Annotated in this window: 14 protein-coding genes and 1 pseudogene; 6 read left to right on the top strand and 9 right to left on the bottom strand. The window is 50.5% G+C overall.

Features of this window, described 5'->3' with window-relative positions:
- Positions 1-117 precede the first annotated feature (117 nt).
- Together LN737_RS30995 and LN737_RS30990 are read left to right on the top strand one after the other, a co-directional pair.
- A complete protein-coding gene (locus LN737_RS30995; RefSeq protein WP_231780073.1) occupies positions 118-567 on the top strand; it encodes a response regulator in 450 nt (149 codons plus the stop codon).
- A 475-nt stretch (positions 568-1042) separates the two neighbouring features.
- Complete coding sequence (locus LN737_RS30990; RefSeq protein ID WP_231780072.1) at positions 1043-2425, top strand: WD40 repeat domain-containing protein; 1383 nt, start codon at positions 1043-1045, stop codon at positions 2423-2425.
- Positions 2426-2764: 339 nt separating this feature from the next.
- Here LN737_RS30990 and LN737_RS30985 read toward each other — a convergent pair whose 3' ends face one another.
- From LN737_RS30985 to LN737_RS30965, 5 genes and pseudogenes are all read right to left on the bottom strand, one after another.
- Positions 2765-4807, bottom strand: coding sequence for a T9SS type A sorting domain-containing protein (locus LN737_RS30985; protein WP_405520722.1), 2043 nt, complete (start codon positions 4805-4807; stop codon positions 2765-2767).
- Between the two features lie 84 nt (positions 4808-4891).
- Positions 4892-5131: pseudogene (locus tag LN737_RS30980) on the bottom strand (hypothetical protein); the annotation flags it as partial.
- Positions 5032-5589, bottom strand: coding sequence for a hypothetical protein (locus tag LN737_RS30975; RefSeq protein ID WP_231780070.1), 558 nt, complete (start codon positions 5587-5589; stop codon positions 5032-5034). The pseudogene LN737_RS30980 and the gene LN737_RS30975, both read right to left, overlap by 100 nt.
- Positions 5590-6087: 498 nt before the next feature.
- Positions 6088-6264, bottom strand: coding sequence for a hypothetical protein (locus LN737_RS30970; RefSeq protein ID WP_231780069.1), 177 nt, complete (start codon positions 6262-6264; stop codon positions 6088-6090).
- Positions 6265-6882: 618 nt separating this feature from the next.
- Positions 6883-7059: a DUF1059 domain-containing protein gene (locus LN737_RS30965; protein ID WP_231780067.1), complete on the bottom strand. Its 177-nt coding sequence runs from the start codon at positions 7057-7059 to the stop codon at positions 6883-6885.
- 140 nt (positions 7060-7199) lie between these two features.
- On the opposite strand from LN737_RS30965, the gene LN737_RS30960 reads away from it, so the two are divergent.
- The 3 genes from LN737_RS30960 to LN737_RS30950 are packed head-to-tail and all read left to right on the top strand — an operon-like array spanning position 7200 to position 11015.
- Positions 7200-9977, top strand: coding sequence for a sensor histidine kinase (locus tag LN737_RS30960; protein WP_231780066.1), 2778 nt, complete (start codon positions 7200-7202; stop codon positions 9975-9977).
- A 29-nt stretch (positions 9978-10006) separates the two neighbouring features.
- The gene (locus LN737_RS30955) at positions 10007-10375 is read left to right on the top strand and encodes a sensor histidine kinase (RefSeq protein WP_231780065.1); all 369 of its coding nucleotides are present in this window, start codon (positions 10007-10009) and stop codon (positions 10373-10375) included.
- Positions 10365-11015, top strand: a complete 651-nt coding sequence (locus LN737_RS30950; RefSeq protein WP_231780064.1) for a response regulator transcription factor — start codon at positions 10365-10367, stop codon at positions 11013-11015. Before LN737_RS30955 ends, LN737_RS30950 begins: the two co-directional genes overlap by 11 nt.
- 369 nt (positions 11016-11384) lie before the next feature.
- Here LN737_RS30950 and LN737_RS30945 read toward each other — a convergent pair whose 3' ends face one another.
- Complete coding sequence (locus tag LN737_RS30945) at positions 11385-14066, bottom strand: ABC transporter permease (protein WP_405520673.1); 2682 nt, start codon at positions 14064-14066, stop codon at positions 11385-11387.
- 3 nt (positions 14067-14069) lie between these two features.
- On the bottom strand, positions 14070-14396 hold the full coding sequence (locus LN737_RS30940; protein WP_231780062.1) for a PadR family transcriptional regulator: 327 nt from the start codon (positions 14394-14396) through the stop codon (positions 14070-14072).
- Between the two features lie 529 nt (positions 14397-14925).
- Between LN737_RS30940 and LN737_RS30935 the strand changes: the two genes are divergently transcribed.
- Entirely contained in the window at positions 14926-15798 is an 873-nt protein-coding gene (locus tag LN737_RS30935; RefSeq protein WP_405520672.1) for a hypothetical protein, read from the top strand.
- A 79-nt stretch (positions 15799-15877) separates the two neighbouring features.
- Here LN737_RS30935 and LN737_RS30930 read toward each other — a convergent pair whose 3' ends face one another.
- Both LN737_RS30930 and LN737_RS30925 read right to left on the bottom strand, forming a co-directional pair.
- Positions 15878-16717: an AraC family transcriptional regulator gene (locus tag LN737_RS30930; RefSeq protein ID WP_231780060.1), complete on the bottom strand. Its 840-nt coding sequence runs from the start codon at positions 16715-16717 to the stop codon at positions 15878-15880.
- Positions 16718-16723: 6 nt separating this feature from the next.
- The gene (locus LN737_RS30925) at positions 16724-17539 is read right to left on the bottom strand and encodes an oxidoreductase (protein WP_231780059.1); all 816 of its coding nucleotides are present in this window, start codon (positions 17537-17539) and stop codon (positions 16724-16726) included.
- Between the last annotated feature and the right edge of the window lie 150 nt (positions 17540-17689).

Below are 17689 nucleotides of genomic sequence, written 5' to 3'. Positions count from 1 at the left end.
GTACTGGCTAACCTCGTTTAGGGACCTACCTACTTTGACAGGTAAACCCCACCTTGCACGAACTAGTTTGTAGCAAAATTCGCAAACGATATACCAACACGTACAATCCATTGGCCCATGCAATTACAACAAGCTACGCCCACCTTTGACATTCTGGTGGTGGATGATGAACCACCAGTCAGCGATCTGCTCAAGCGAATCGCCCAAAAAGAGTTTCCAGAGGCTAACTTCATCAGTATGCAATCAGCCCAGCAAACGCTGGATTATTTGCAAACTCGCCCGGATCGCCCTCCGCAACTGATCCTACTGGATATTGACTTACACCAAGCCAAAGATGGCTTAAGCTTTCTACCCGAGCTACGAGCCCACTTAAAGGGGGCTGTACCCATCATTATGCTCAGTGTGGTGGACAACAAAGCCAAGATCGAACAAGCCTATGATCAGGGCGCAGTCGCCTACACCCAAAAGCCAGAGGACCTGTTAGGCTGGCATACGTACGTGGGGATGCTACGAAGGTATTGGCATCAATTGGTGGATCTGCCCACCCGAGAACATCCTCTTAACTAGGTGGGTTGGAAACGGCTTTGTAAACGTTGATTGCCTGCGTATTTAGTAAGTAGGGCTTCTTTTAGTAACAAGCCAAAGTAGTACTATAAGGAATACAATGTCTATTTTGCTGACTATCAATTTTTTTACAAAAACGAAGGTTTTCTGCCGGGCCGATTTTGCTGACCCCTGAAGATTTTAGCCCCTACTTAGTTGGACGTATTGAACAAAAAATGTTGTCTAAACAACTGTCTTATCAAAACGCTCCAACTTGATCCGATTAATACTTCATGTATGTGCTTGGTAAATGGACGTTCTAGACACGATGAGGAAGCCTATAATTAAGGCATGATTAACGCTAATCGTTACAAATCAGCCCTACCTAATAACAACAGCGAGCCCTCAGGGCAGCTTATAGAGAAAACAACGTTCCAGAAATGTGTTGTAGATTGCGCAGACATTGGTAGTCCAACGGGTAAGAAATTATGGAATCAACATGCGCTGGACCGATCGCTTGCCACTCTTGGTAACCCTGGGTTTAGTGACCCACCTGGCGTTTATGCTCTATGCCTATTCAGCGGGTTTTTTCCAGCGACTTGAGTCGGGGATCGTCGATATCGATGGCAATTCTCAGGGACTACTGGTCACTGCCAGTGACAATAAGATCAGGCTCTGGAAACAACAACAGTGCATAACCACACTCATTAGTTCTCAAGGCAAGGTACGGGCTGTGAGCCTGTCAGCGGATGGAGCGGTCCTAGCTTCAGGGGGAGCGGATCATTCAATCCTGCTTTGGTCTATTGCCCAAGCTAAGCCTATTCAGCGGCTAGTGGGCCATCATAAGCCGGTCACTCAAGTCTGTATTAGTGCCGATCGACTGTGGCTCATTAGCCAAAGTGAGGATAGCACACTTTGCCTTTGGCAGTTACCGTCGGGCAAACTCATCAAGCGGCTGCCGAGTCAAAACACGGGCTTCTCGCTTAGTCCATCCGCTGCGGTGGCTTATTGCGATCAACGGGCCAATCTGGTGGTGGTTGATATGAAGACTCAGGCCGTTTTATGGCAGTCGCCGCAAGGTAGGGGCAAACCTTTTTTTTCGCCAGTCGGGGATCAGTTAGCCTGGCTAGACACGGCTGGACGCTGCTCCATTTTTAACTCCTCAACTCACCACCGAATTGTTACCTTTTCGTTGGGCGCTCAAACAAAGGGGACCCTTGGCTTCACACCTGATAACAAGCAATTCGTGGTGAGCAAATGGGGTGGAGTTGTTGAACAATGGGATTGGAGGCTCGCCAAGCGGCTGACGCAGTTTACGGCCTACCCGATGGCGGCTGTTGAAGACTTCCGCTTTGACGAGTTAGCTCAGCTGCAAACGGCGGGTAAGGGCTCGATCAAGTACTGGGATTTGGCGTCTCAACGACTGCTGTTTACGGTCGGAGATGGTGCTTATCGGGAGTCCCTGTTGACTGGGCTGGGCTTTTGGGTGATGTTAAGCTTAGCCGTTAGCTACGTTGTGTTAGTGATTGGCAACGACCCTGCCTATGCTCGATACACCATCTTAGGTGTGCTAACGATAGGGAGCCTAGGGCTCTTACTGCTGGTGGATTACGTACGGTCATCGCCGCTTCGTTGGGCTCTGGGCGGGTTATGGGCGATGGCTAGTCTTACTGTGCTTTCGTTGCTAGTCTATTACTTTTCATTCATCACCCTGGTGAGTATACCGGTTGGCTTCTATTTTGGGTATGTGCTTCTGCTGAGCCGATCGCCAAGCCGTTGGTCCTACAGCCTGTTGCCCCTGCTCATATTGTTAGTGAGTACAGTTTTAGTCTTTAACTCACTCGATAGCATCCTGTGTTGCATACCGTTTCGGTTGCGGTAAAGGGCTAAATCCTTTGTCGGTAAAGTTGATAAAAAATAGTTTGGACACCAGCCGTTGTATTCGTTTAGCTACATGACTGATTAGGAACGTTTCCGTCGTCTCAAAAACTGATCCCCCAGGTGACGAAAGAGCCCATAGTCGATGCCTCAATTTTTTGGCGTTAGGTGAGGCAATCGGTGAGTCAGTAGCAAGTTTATGAGGACCCTCTAAGCCGACAACTTAGTTTCTTTCTGAAAAACTTTAGCAACCGATGGATGCATGTTTAGATGCATCCATCGGTTGCTAAATGTAAAAGTTTACTAATACGGGACGAGATATTTTCCGGAACAAGTCACTCAATCATTGGTCACCAGTAACCAATAGTTTGGTATACCAGCGCTTGCCGTGACCGGTTACTTCTAGAATATAGACGCCAGTCTCCAGTTGGTGATGGGTTTTTACCTGTAGCTTGCCTTCATCTAGTAAATACGTATGGAATGGCACGACCCGACCCTGCATCGTGTGCAGCCCCAGTTTTGCCTGTCCTAAATCCGGTCCTTCTACAACAAACCCATTCCCATTGAATGGGTTAGGATAGATATGGAACCCTTCTTGTGCTTGACTAGCTCCTAAGCGTGCTGAAGCAGTAGCTGCCGGTTTCACTTTTACCTGACTGGTAGCGCTGCGGCTACAGCCCGTCGCGTCGGTAACTTTTAAGGTAAAGGTGATTGGTTGATCCGTGGTAGCGGTGCTGGTAATCTTACGCACAATGGGCAAATCAGCAGACCCGCCTGACAGGGCTAAGGCCGGATCGAAGCTTAACGAAGCGACCTGAGGGCGGCTCCAGGTCAAGGTTAAAGGGGCTACTCCACCGCTGGCCGTCGCCGTAATGCCTTGAATAGTTTGACCGCTGGTGATGGTTTGGGTAGGGGTTACATTCGAAAGTACCGGTAGCGCCTTGATGGTCAGTTGTGCTTCGTTGGAGAGTACCTCTAGGGTACATAGGCTTCCCTTGACCCATACCCGGAACCGACGACCGTTGATTACTTGCGCCCCCGATACGCCCAGCGATGCCGTAGTGGTGTTGCTGAAGCCAGTCCCTGCGGCCGTTACCCAACTCCCGCCGTCGTTATATTCCCAGCGGTAGCTTAACGTACCGGAACTGTTGGCGTTGGTCGTCACCTTAATACTAGTGGCTGCGCCCTGACATACACTCACGTTAGCCGGTTGCGTGGTGAGTAAGGGCTGAACCACCTTGAGGGTTGCCGTGCTTGAATAAAGGGCCGTTGGGCAGGCCGCGGTACTCACCTGTAGCCGGAACTGGCGCCCGTTGAGCAGTTGCGCACCCGACACGGTTAGATTAGACGTGGTGCTACCCACGAAGCCATTGCCTTCAATGGTGGCCGACCAGCTGGCCGTGCTGCTCTCGCGCATCTCCCAAAGGTAATTGATTGGCTCGATGCTTTGGGCCGTAACCATGAAACTGGCGGAGGTGCTGGCGCAGGCAGTTTGGCTGGTGGGCTGGGCTGTGAAACGAGCCCCATTGACCGTTAGCTGGGCTTGGCTGGAGAACACTTCAGTAGGGCATAAGCTGCCCTTGACCCATACGCGAAACTTACGCAGGTTGATCAGTTGGGTGCCCGACACCCCTAGTGTAGCGGTGGTCGGGTTGCTGAAGCCGGTGCCGCTGGCTGGTAGCCAATCCCCACCGTCGTTATATTCCCAACGGTAGCTGAGCGTGCCCGAACTGTTGGCGTTCACTACTACCTTGAAACTGGCCGTACGCCCCTGGCAGACGTTCTGATTAGCCGGTTGGGTGGTTACCAAAGGAGCCTTGCAGGCCGGTGTGGGCACGGCCCATAGCTCTAGTCCGGTGTTGCCATCATCAGCAACGACCAGCATCTTGTCAATCAGCGGAATCAACACTCGCTCTGAAAACAGCCCTCTTGGGAAACTTTTCAACATCACCGTACCAGCCACCGTGCCGTCACTACGCCACAACTCAGCTGCTGTACCATCATTGGTGGTCATGAAATACACATAGCCATTGAGGCTTTCTGCATCAAGAACAGAATACCCTCCCTCGGGATGAACATCAGTGACTACGCCAGTGCCAGTCGTAGTGCCATTGCTTTTCCAGAGTTCAGTGCCATTAAAAAAAAACAGAGTGCCGTTAGCATTAACGCGAGGGTAAAAGTTTTGTATCTCCTTTACTAATACTGTACCGGCATCGGTGCCATCACTTTTCCACAATCCTGATCCTACTGACCGGAAATACAGCGTCCCATTCACGTTGATTAAATAATCACCGCTCTGAGCCTGGTTATTGATTTTCACTTTGTAGGTGCCTGCCTCCGTACCGTCACTACGCCAGAATTCTGTAGCGTATTCAGACACTGCCATGAAGTACAGGATATTGTCTTTAGCTACCATATACCGAGGAGCTGACTGGCCAGGTCCCGGATTAATATCTTTTATCAGTACGGTTCCAGCTTCTGTCCCATCACTTTTCCAAAGTTCAGCACCGTGACTATTATCATCCGCTTCAAAGAAGGCGACCCCGTTAACGTCGACAAAGTCACGATAGTGTTCATAACCTGAGTGGTTTTTGGGCTCTATGCCAGATTTTACCCGTACGGTACCGGCTGAGGTACCATCGCTTCTCCATATTTCAACAGGATGATCTGCACCGAGATAATAAACAGTAAAAAACAGGTTGTTACCCACCTTAGTAAGCCCTTGTATGTAGGAGGTCTGAGCGGGTGCATCCCAAATTCGAGCCCCCCCTTATATAAGCCAAGCCCTGGATTATAGGCGAGATAAAAGATGGCGCCATTCACGTTCGTAAACTCAGTTGGGGAGGAGCCAGCGTCGCATATTTCATTGTTTATGGGTGAATTGCTTATATACGTGTTAGAATTCACATTGGTTACCATTGCCGTACCGCCAGCCGTTCCATCAGAACGCCAGGGCTCATCTCCATTCGTGCGATTATTCCCCCAGAAGTAAGCAACGCCATTGATTACGGCCGTTCGGGAATTGAGATTTACACCATCCCCTCCTACTGCGGGTACGAATGGCCCTGGAAAAATGTCTTTTACCAGCGTTGGGGTCTGGGCGTCTAGCGAGGAGACGAGCCATAATTGAAGCAGCACACTCAAGATGGTGCGGTAGATTTGCCACATACAGGTAAGGGAGAAAATTGATTAGTTAGTCAGTTAGTTCATGTTATGAAGTGCCCGTAGCTCTTTAACGCTAAGGCGAGTGCGTTGAGCCAAGTCAGATCGGTAAGGTGTAAAACCTATTACAGAGTAATTTTGCTGCCTTGTAGGGTTATTTGCGTTTCTATGTTTCTAAAAAGCGGCCAACTACCCTCAGCGTACCAGGCAATAGCCAATGGCTCAGTGGCCAGCCAAATAGGTGTCTCATCTAAAACGGCATAGGGCTGGTAATAGAGCCTATGCGTTTGATTGTCGAACTGAGTAGTAGGTATTTGTTTTTCCCTGGCTGATGATAGAATACAATCTATCTTTTGGCCAATTAATTCCAACTGTCACCGTTCCTCTGCAAGCCGTTATTATTCGGCTAGCCGAGTCGCTTCACGCTGCTCCGCCATGTACTCTTCATAAGCCGCTCGCCGTTCGACTTGTGCTCTTTCTTGGGCCTGTCGTTGTTATTTGGCCTCAAAAAAGGTTCAGAATAAGGCTACAGACAGTTTCAACACCCTGATTGATGGCTTGGGTTTCCGCCTGTTGTTTGTTTATAGCGTTGTAATAATTACGTTGCTGAGCCGGGTCTTTTATCGCCGAGCCCAATTGCAACTGCTGTTCATATAGGGTTCTACTGATTGGATGGCTCATACTGGTCAGCCGTTAGAGAAGCGGCGGGTTCGATTGACTTGATTCCGCTTCCGGGCGTTCGCTAACGGCAGAAGATGGTTAATCATTGGCCGCACAGTTGGTGAGTTGTTAAGTTGGTTCAGGGCATTGGGCAGAAGAGCCAATACGTAATTGATCGGCCAGACATCTGTGGTAGGCAGCCTGAGCTGAATAAAAATTCGGTTCTCCGTGCATTTGGTCCTACGGGCGGCCTCCTCATAGGCTAAAGCAGCTTTCACATACTGCTCTGCCAGTTTCGATTTCCCGCCATCCCCCTGAAAAACTGGATAGCCTATATAGCCAGGACTACTGCCCGAACTCAGGGGATTAGGCGGGGGCGTGGACACCGGCGTTGGCTTATTATTGATAGTTCCCGATCTATAACCCTGGCTATAAGCCTGGTAACCAGTCAGTACGAACACGCAAAAACAAGCGGTAGCGATGTATATCGTTTTCATTATTAATTGCAGGGTTAGGCGGCTGAAAAATTTGTAGAAGCTACCATCAAGGGTTTACAAAAAAAGTCATAGTAGGGTTACTCGTTAGTAAGCTTTTCACTTTTTTGCGTAGGCGGCCCCGTAGAAAGGCATTCGTTCAGGGTTAATTCGGCTCATCACGAATCATTCCCGTAAGCTGCTCTAGCATCGCTGGTGTAAGCTGAACCTGGTGTACCAGCTCGGCATGTTGAGCAGCCAGCGTTAACACTTCATGGTCACTATGAGCGCGAATAATGCCTGCACAATTAAATCCGGCCTCCTGGCAGTGTAACACTTTCATAATTGTTAGCTTGGATTTGAGAACATACTTTACGCTGACAAAGGTCGAATCGCACAGGCCGCTGGGCTATACCACGAAAGGGGTATTTTTACTGAAAAGCCGGATGGCTTACTTTGGCCTTAATTTATTCTCAACGCAGTATGACTGGTAGATTCCTGCATATGGGGTTGTTGGTCAACCTGAGGCTCTATCGCCTTAGGTATGTACTTGCCTTTTTCGGTTTCCTTTTGTTGGGTGAAGGAAAGGGGCAATCTCACGTTATCTATCCCGTTATTCCACCCGAGAGTATCAACTGGGTGCGACTGACCAGCATTGCCCAGGATCGACAGGGGTATATCTGGTTAGGCGGTATGGGGCTGTACCGATTTGATGGCCACCAGTTTACCGCTTATCTGCATGATCCGACCAACTCCAATTCACTGGCCGGCGATAAGGCGGAGGTGGTCTACTGCGACCGCCAGGGAATTATCTGGATCGGCTTAATGGGGGAAGGACTTGATCGATTCGATCCAGCGACTGGTGTGTTTACCCACTATCGACATGATCCCCGTAACCCAACCAGTCTCAGCCATGATGAAGTAACGACCATTCTCGAAGATAAAAGCGGTCAGCTCTGGATCGGTACCCATGGGGGACTCAACCGCCTTAATCGCCGTACCTGTCAATTTACCCGGTATCGCCACGATCCGGCCAACCCCGCTTCACTCAGTAATGATCAGGTCCGAGTCTTGTATGAAGACCATACTAACGTTTTATGGGTGGGTACCGGTAGTGAATGGGGGCAAACGGCTAGGAATGAAGGTGGCCTGAACCAGTTTAACCCGGCTTCCCAGACGTTTACCCGCTACGTCCATCAGGCGGTCAATCCCCATAGTCTGGCTGACAATAAAGTACGCGCCATTTATGAAGATAGCCGGGGAACATTTTGGGTGGGCACCTACGGCGATGGCCTGCATATAATGGACCGTAAACGAGGCCAATTTACCCGCTATCCCTATGATGACAAACGGCCAGACCGGTTAAGCCGACCTTTTTTACAGGACAAGGCCGCCCGCGAACCCGATGCGGTTTCCTTTATTCGGGAAGATTCAAAGGGCCATCTCTGGATTGGCGCCTACAAGAACGGGTTGAACCGCTACGATCCACTTCTTGATCAGGTGCAGCATTGGGAAGCGCAGCCCGGGCAAGCCAATGCGTTTCAGGAAAACGGCCCCTGGGCCTTTTTTACCTCCGCCGATGGGGTCCACTGGGTCAGTACCTTTGACGGAGGCTTATACCGCATCGTGCCAACCCAGTCGACGATCGGCTTTAGGCGACTGGGTACAACGGTTCATGCTTTCTGGCAGGACCGCTCCGGCAAGTTATGGATCGGTACGGCTACTGGCCTACAGTATCAGGATCGGCGGACCGGGGCTGTGGGATGGTTTAAGCACAACCCGGCTCAACCGACTAGTTTGGGTTCTGATGACATCCGAGAGGTCTATCAGGATCGACAGGGCACTCTCTGGATTGGTACCAAAGGGGCTGGCCTGAATCGATATGATTCGGCAACCCAAACCTTTAATCAGTTTCCCCACAGTCGAAACGACCAGACGTCATTAATCACCGATAATGTGCACGTGATTCGCCAGGATCGGTTTGGTAAACTTTGGCTGGGTACTACCCAGGGGCTGGATGAATTGAATCCGGTGACGGGCCACTTTATCCATCATCAACACAATCCCCTGGACTCAACGACGCTGAGTGACAACGGCATCCCTATTTTACTGGAAGATCATCAGGGTACGCTCTGGGCAGGGGGGTACTTCAAAGGGGGCGTTAACCGCTATAATCACAGAACGCATTCATTTCGACGCTACTTGCCGGGTTTACGGGTAACGGGTATGGTGGAGGATCAGCAAGGTGTCATTTGGGTGAGTGGCGTCGGGGGCTTGTTTCGGTATAATCGCGCTACCGATCAGTATGCAGTAGCCTTGCCTACGGATCCGAATAAACCCAGGAACATTACCAGCATTCAACTCGATCATCAGAATGGGTTATGGATCAGCGATTTGTCGGGTATTGTGCAGTATCTTCCTGATCGGACTACCCTCCACCGGTATGGTCGCCTGCAGGGCGTAACTGGCCGGACCATGTGGGAGTTTTCCGGCTATACAGCTCCCGATGGGCAGTTGTTCTTCGGCGATCGAATGGGCTACTATGCCTTCTCCCCCAGTCGTATCCAGCACCGGGTCCGGCTGGCGAAAACGGTCATCACAGCTATTCGTGTCAATGGACAAGCGATCCCGTCCAGCCTTGCCCCGCAGGCTGGCGCAGCTCAAAAGGTAGACTCTTTGCTACAACTGGCCTATCATCAGAATGACCTTTCGTTTGGGTTTGCCTATATGGACTACCAGAGCCCCGAGACGAATCGTCATCAATTTAAGCTGGAGGGTTTCGACCCGCATTGGCATGTGGCCGGTCCGGACCGGCTGGCTTCCTATCTCCAGGTGCCTCCAGGAACCTACACCTTTCGCGTACGGGGAGCCAATACAGATGGCCCCTGGGTTGAACAGCGGTTGACCCTTATCATTCACCCGCCCTGGTGGGAAACAACCTGGTTTCGGCTCACTTCCTTACTGGGGATAGGGTTATTGGCTACCTACTTAATCCGTCGCTATACGCGCGCGAAATTAACCCGGCAAAAGGCCGATTTGCAACGGGTACTCCAGGTGCAGGAAGAAGAACGGCAGCGGCTGGCCGCTGACTTGCATGACGATCTGGGAGCGACACTGGCCACTCTAAAAGGACAGTTAGAACTACTGGCCACTTCCGGTACGGGCTGGCGAAATCCCATCAACCTGCTGGAAAAAGCGATGCGTGACTTACGACTGATCGCCCACAATTTGATGCCCCCGAATTTCATAAACTGGGTCTGACCGAGATTCTTCGGGAGGCCATCCGCCGGTTGGATGCCAGCAGCCCTATCAACCTTGTCTTTGTTACGTTTGGGTCAGAACGTCGACTGGACCCTGAAACGGAATTAATCCTTTACCGAATCGCTATCGAGCTGGTCACCAACGCGCTTAAACACGCCCAAGCCCGCACTATAACGGTTCAGTTGCTATTTCATGCGACGTACCTATCTTTAATGGTCGAAGATGACGGAGTGGGCAGTGTTGCAAGGGAACAAATATCAGCGGGTATTGGCATACGCAACGTGCGTTCCCGGGCGAATTACCTTGGCGCCGAGTTACTGGTCGACTCGGGTCAAAGTGGTACAACCCTTACGCTGATGGTTCCGCTTGGTCAGCAAGTCATGAGTTATGGAAAATAAGGGCGATTCAACGAGGGTTCTTATTGCGGATGATCATCAGTTATTCAGTGATGGACTGCGTACGTTACTGACGACCGTCAGTCGTTCATTTACCGTTATTGGTCAGGTTTACGATGGTCGTGATGTGATCCCGGTTATCCACCAACTTCAGCCGGATCTGGTCCTACTGGATATAAATTTGCCGCATCGGAACGGAATTGATATTGCCCGGCAGATTCGCCAGGAGTTTGCTAAGGTCCACGTAGTTATCATTACAATGTACAGCTATCAAAAGTTAGTGGAGGAATTAAAAGCGGTAGGGGTCATGGGTTACTTGCTCAAAAGCGCTTCCCCCAGCCAATTAGTAGCCTGCCTGGAGCAGGTAGTGGCAGGTAAGACCTATTTTGATCAACCCCATCAGGATCCCCCTCCGTTAATTAATTCGTATGGGCCAGATAAGTTTATTCACCAGTTTAATTTGACACCCCGCGAACTGGAAATTATAAAACTGATTTGTAGTAGTTTATCAACGAGTCAGATTGCTGATCAACTCTTTCTGTCGGAACAAACGGTAAAAACGCATCGTAAAAACATTTATTTCAAGTTAGGCGTTAACAAACTATCCGAATTGATTCGATTTGCCAATGAGCAGAACTTATAGTCTAGCCTATGTGGAGACTGTTTTCTGAGATAGGTTATTAATTTTCTAATCAAAACGGACCTTGATGCAGGAGAACACTCACTAACTGCCTACTATGATAAATTGGTTAGTGATTCTCAAAATAGGCTCCCACCTGAGACGAAGGAACTGTCCGTTGATGGGGCACTTTTAGTGATACGTGCCTGAATAATGGTTGGTTATTGGCCGCCCTTTTGCTGAAAGACAAGCTCTCTCGCCTAGGCAAGTTTCGTCTAGTTTATCCGTGCCACCAGCAGAAGCCGACAGGCTTGACCAAAATTGCCCGACGTGTTCAGTAACTATCAGCCAGCTTTTTCTACGATCACCAGGCTTTTCTTATTGTTCTAAACCCTATTCGGTTCGTAAACTCTCCACGGGGTTCATCCGGGCGGCTTTCACACTCTGCAGACTGATCGTCACAAACGCAATGACTAGCACCCCGATCCCAGCTAGCCCAAAAGCCCACCAGGGCATGGATACCCGGTAGGCAAAATTGGCCAGCCATTGATGAGCAGCCCACCAGGATAAAGGACAGGCCAGCAGCACGCCGATCACCACGAGTTGCAAAAAATCTTTTGCCAGTAACCCCACCACACTAACCACGCTGGCACCCAGTACTTTCCGAACCCCAATCTCTTTGGTACGCCGGCTAACCGCCAGGGTAGCTAACCCAAATAGACCTAAGCAGGCAATTAAGAGGGATAAACCCGAGGCTATGCTAACCAACTGACCTAAACGCTGGTCGGCCGCATACTGACGCTGGAGATCCTCACTCAGGAAACTATACGCAAACGGTTCGTTCGGTAACGTGGCTTTCCAGACCTGCTCCAGCATCGTTAAACTGGCGGGCAGGTTTCCCGCCACCAGTTTAACCGAGACATCCGGAGCCGTTGGCGAGTCCACCGAAATATTCTCGATTACTTTTCGCAGGGAGTCATAGCGGACCAGCATCAGTAACGGCTCAATATCACTATGCAGCGATGCATAATGAAAATTATCGACGACCCCAATAATACGATGAGCCGTTTTCAACCCCCGTATCGGTTCATGGATTGGGTCTTTCAGACCGAATTTTTTGACAAACGCCTGGTTGACAATATAGGCCCCAAATTGATCGGCTGAGTTGGCCGGATCAAAGTTGCGACCCTGCACAACTCGAATGCCATAGGTGGGTAGAAAATACGGATCTACGAAATTAAAATGAAACGCTCGATACACCTTCTGCTCATCGGTGTAACCCATCTGGCCCCAGCTATTGCCCAGGGGGAAAGCCGAGGCCGTCACGCCCAGTACCTGTTTCTGGGCCGTTAAGGCATTCCGTAACCGATCGACTAACTGCCGCCCTTCCGCACCGGTTTTGTTGATGGGTAGGATGACAATTTGTTCTCGCTGGAAGCCCAGTGATTTGGTTTGGAGGTAGTGTAACTGATGATTAAGGACCAGTGTGCCGACCATCAGCAATACGGCTAGCCCAAACTGGATCACGACCAAGGATCGCCGAAACCAGTTGGCGTCACCCCGCAGTGATAGCTTCCCCTTGAGAACCTCCACGGGCTGGAATCCAGACAGTACCAGGGCGGGATAGCTTCCCGCTACGAGTCCCACGATAAGCAGCAATCCCACCAGAAACAGGGCCATGGTGCCATCAAAGTTAAAGTCAAGGGGTTGGTTGACCAGTAGGCTAAATAAAGGCGTCACGAGTTTAGCCAATCCCAGGCCCAGCAGTATAGCCGCCCCAATCATCAGCATCGCTTCGCTCCAGAACTGGCCTATAATCTGACTTCTCAAGGCGCCTATCGCTTTGCGAAGGCCGACCTCCTGAGCCCGACTGACGGATCGGCCCAGTGATAAGGTCATAAAATTAATGCAGGCAATCAGTAAGATAAAAAAGGCAACGGCACCCAAGATGTAGGAATAGGTCGGATCACTGACCGGCTCGCTTCCTCCGGCCAAGGTCATATCCAGGTGAATATCGATCAGGGGCTGTAGATTGATCACGTAGTTATTGCCCGTGTACTTGTCGCCTAATTGACTACGGAGCAGGGCCGGAAACTGGGCTTTCAATGAGTCAGGGTCGGTTCCCTGGCGCAGCATGACGAACGTTTCGGGCACGACACTGAACCAGCTTTTTAAGGCGCGTTCCGAACGGAATGCCTTGACATGGGCAATGGGAATCAGGATGCCAAATCGAATGCTAGAATTAGTGGGTGGGGTTTTGGCGACGGCCCGAATGGTGAATGCCTGGGGCAGACTATCCAGTTGCATCATCAGTGTCTGGCCTAAGGGATTGCGGCCACCAAAGTATTTTTGGGCGATATCCTCAGAAATGACGGCTGAATACAGCTCCTGAAGGGGCCGTTTACTGCCACTGATCAGGGGAAAGTCAAAGAGCGTCAACAAGTCAGGATCCGCCAGGTGAATGCGCTCATTGAAAACCTGTGTTCCTTTTTTGACATTGACGTTACCCGTCTCGACCCGCGCCATCTGCTCAATTTGGGGATAGGTTGCCTGTAAGGTAGGCCCCAGAATATAGGGCGTTACCGGATTGATAATGGGCTGCCCCTCGTAACGTTCCTGGGTCCAGACCCGGTAAATCCGGTTGGCATGGGTATGAAAACGGTCATAAGCGTATTCATGGCGGACAAACACGCCAATGAGCAGACAGGCCACAATCGCCAGCGCGAGCCCGCCCAGATTTATGGCCGAAAAAACTTTATGTCTGGCAAGGTTGCGAAGGGCGATTTTGAGATAGTTGCGTAGCATAGCTGGACGGAGAAAAGGGAGAAAAGGAAAGTCACTTCTTGAGGCTGTTTGGGGGCGTAGCCGGCGGCTGATGAAGTATGGTCGACAAAACCGAATGACTTCCCCGAGGTACAAGCGCCGGGCCGTAGCCTGGCCTAGCTGGGCCACGTGCTGCTCAAACTGTTCATGCAGGTCGCCCAGCAGTTCTTCCCTCAACTCTGGGGGGCACAACCAGCTAAGCAGGCGATCAGCCCAGGCAGGCGGCAAGGGGCTACGAGGTGGTTGGGTCATGATTTAGGAGAGAGATAGGTTGGGGATATCTTCCCACAGCTCATTGCGGACCTGCCGCAACTCATCCAAGGTCCGTTTACCATAGGCCGTGATGGAAAAGAGCCGCTTTCGACGCCCTCCCCGAGCCGCCGTAGCTCCTCCCAACTCCGATTTGACAAAGCCTTTTTCTTCTAATCGATACAAGGCCACATGCACCCCACTGAGATTAATGGAGCGGTGGGTTCGTTGCTTGAGCTCTTCGGCGATAGCCAGTCCATAAGCCGTGCCGTTGAGGATGGCCACGGTCAATAGGACAAGTTCTTCAAATTCCCCTAAATATGTCCTCCCCATACATCCGGTTCATTAGTGACTTTATTTTCTTGTTATTTGCTAAACAAATAGGATGCCACAAACTTAAGGTACAAGTAATCAGATACATAAGAAAACTTAGTTACTATTGGGCTGTCCGAAAGCGTACACCCTACGTCCGCTTATGGAGCATGTAGAAGCGTGGAGCCAAGCGGAATCGAGACTGACTTCTCGATGGTTATTGTAGGCTTCAGTTAAACCCAAGGACCACTAATCTATAATTCGGAGAGTCTCAAAATAACGCTCCCAATTGAGACGAAGTAGCATGGCGAATTGGCTTATTAGACTGGGCGGTTCAGGGGATGGTCAACGGGTATGAATCCATGAAATTGCTGTCCGCTTAGAACAATGATGCCCACACCAGACAGGTCTGATTGGGTTGACTGACCAGTAACAAACCAACCCCAATAAGCTTTTACTTATTCGAAGTAGCCTCGTTGCAAAACAGGCTGATTTAATCTGTTTTACCTGGTTCAGTTGGCTATAATCAAGTGGTTATCCTATTAAACCGATGAAGTCCCTTAAGCGAGCGCTACTGGTGATTAGCCTAGGTTGGCTAGGTAACCAATTGGCCGGTTGCCAACAAGAAACCAGCCTGCTTGAACCTACTTCAGCGCCCACTCACAGACCCAGGGCCATCACAGTAGTCTATATTAATCCTGGCAAGAAGGCCATCCAGTTAGGGTCGATTGACGTAAATGGAGTGAACTATAGCTACTCAGCCATCGATTCGACTACCTATCGCTATGACAAGCTGGGTCGGCAGATAAGCCGACACCTCCGGCAACGAGGGGCATCCCAGATGAATAAGCAAATGGGCTTACTCAATGAGGTGACTTATCAGTATACCTATACAACCACGACCGTACTGGAACAAACGCCCACCCAGCAATTAGAGAACCCATTGGACACCAGTCAGCTTCGGTATGCCAGTTACTCGCAGCCTTATTTTGATCGACCCCACGTCATAGTGGATACGTTACGGCACTATTCCTCGGAAGGCATCTTAGTTAGCTCGACCACCATTAATCGGTCGGTTAATCAAGTCATTGCAAAACGGGTTTCTCGAGTCGATCAGGGCGATGTGGTGAACATCAGCTTAAGCTATGACCAACAGAGCACTCCCTATGAAGTCACTACCCTGAGTTATGACCGGTCCCATTATGGGGCCCTGACGACTCAACCCCTGGATGGTGAAACCAGCCGCCACGCTTTGCTGACCAAGGTGGTTACCAGCTATTGGGGAAGTCAAACGGATCGGTCTAGTTTCACCTATTCGAATGAGTATGACTCGCAAGGTCGTTTGGTCCAGCAAAGCGAATCCTACCAGCCAGCCAACGGCCAACCCGCCGAACTTCGCAGCCTAACCAGGTTTTACTATTAAGAGCGTTTTTGTAAGACAGTGAATTTTTAGAATTAATTAAGTGGCTCGCTCCCACAGTCCCATTAATCTATACCCACGGTCAGCTCCCAGACGACACCCCGGGGTCGCTGTTAGTCCACAAATCAGATGCCTTCACACCAAACTTGCTTTTGAAGGCCGTCGAAAAATGCGACAGGTTCTCAAAACCAACCTCCAAATACACATCCGAGGGACGAAGGGTTTGCGTCGAAATCAGGTAATGGGCTTGCTCCAACCGCTTGCTCTGTAACCACTTCTCGGGCGTCGTGTCAAAGAGCCGGGTAAAGTCCCGCTTGAAGGTGGACAGGCTACGACCCGTGAGTTTGGCAAACGAGGCGAGCGGAATGTTGTACTGATAATGATGGTTCATGTATGTCTCCAGATCGATCTTGTAGGGCTCCTGAAAATCAAACAAAAACGAGGCAAGCCTATCACCCGTTTGCAGGAGTAACTCAATGGCTTCACGCGTCTTCAGAGCCGCCAGGTTGGCCGTCAGTCGGTCGGGGTGAGCCACATAGGGCCGCAGCGAGTCAAAGAAGCCCTTCAAGAACACATTGTTGGTCAGGTCAATCATCGCCTGGCCTTTATACGCCCTTTGCTTGGGGATCGTATTGTCGGTGGCGTACTGGTGTAAGGCGTTTTGGTCCAGAAATACGCTGATTAACGCGGGTGGTTCACCCGTTGGAGACGGTTTTTTGAGCTTTTTGAACAACTGATTCCGCCGCATTAAGCAAATGGTTCCCTCGTTCATAACGAAAGTGCCTTCGTTGGAATAATAGGACGATTCGCCCGCCAGCATGATGCCCACCGCATGGTCGGGGAAGTAATGTTCGCTCCGTTGGGCCTTCTGATACCCCCGCGAGTAAAGAATATTATGCTGAAGAATGAGCGTGCTTTCCATGGGTTGTTAGTTGAGTTGACCCATGATCAACTTATCCAGTAACTTGTCCGATACAAGGGCTCTTACGACTAAGAGGACCCGGGAGTTCAATTCGTTAGCCACATACCTTGTTTTTGGTCTGGCGGCTTCGATCCCTTTTCGAATCAGTTTGGCGATCTCGATGGGTTCCTGGATGTTGTTCGATAACCGGGTGAAGAGGGTATGGGCTTTAGTGGCTAAGCCCTGGTAAGCGGTATGCCCGGACACAGTCAGCAAGCTATCGGTGGCAATGGTACCCCATTCGGACCGGGTAGCGCCGGGCTCAACGACGATGACGTCAATGCCAAACGCCCGCACCTCATTGCGCAGACTATCGCTTAAGGCTTCCAGGGCAAACTTGCTGGCGTGATACCACCCCCCTAAGGGCATAGCGACCTTACCACCCACCGAGGAAATGTTGACAACCTTACCATACTTGTTTTGCCGCATGGTGGGTAGGACGAGTTGGGTCAAGTGCATGGCCCCAAACACATTGACCTCGAGTTGATAGCGGGCGTCTTTCAGGGGTACGTCTTCGATGGCCCCTTCCAAGCCAAAGCCGGCATTGTTGACTAAAATATCGATGCTGCCGGCTTCTAGTACGATTTGGTCGACACAAGCCTGCACACTCTCTTCATTCGTAATATCAAGTCGGATCGGTTTGATACCATAGGGTATAAGGTCTTGCATGTTTTCCAATCGGCGAGCCGCACCATAGACCGTGTAGCCGTTTTGTGCCAGATAAATAGCGGTTTGTTTGCCGATTCCTGCCGAAGCGCCGGTGACTAAAACTGTTTTTTTCATGTCTCTAGTTCATTAAGATTAGTAGGACAAAGGTAGTTTAGGCTGGGCCGGCTTGCTTTGGTGAGGCGTCCAAGTTAGTTTGCTGACAAGTTCACGTTAGATTAAGAAGGAGCTCTTTTCCGTAAACTAAGGAGTCCTACACGAATTTTG

Origin of the sequence: Spirosoma sp. KNUC1025 (genome assembly GCF_045160025.1) — a bacterium.
In the GTDB taxonomy this organism is placed as follows: domain Bacteria; phylum Bacteroidota; class Bacteroidia; order Cytophagales; family Spirosomataceae; genus Spirosoma.
Note: the sequence above shows the minus strand (reverse complement) of the source record. Positions and strands in the feature narration are given on the sequence as shown.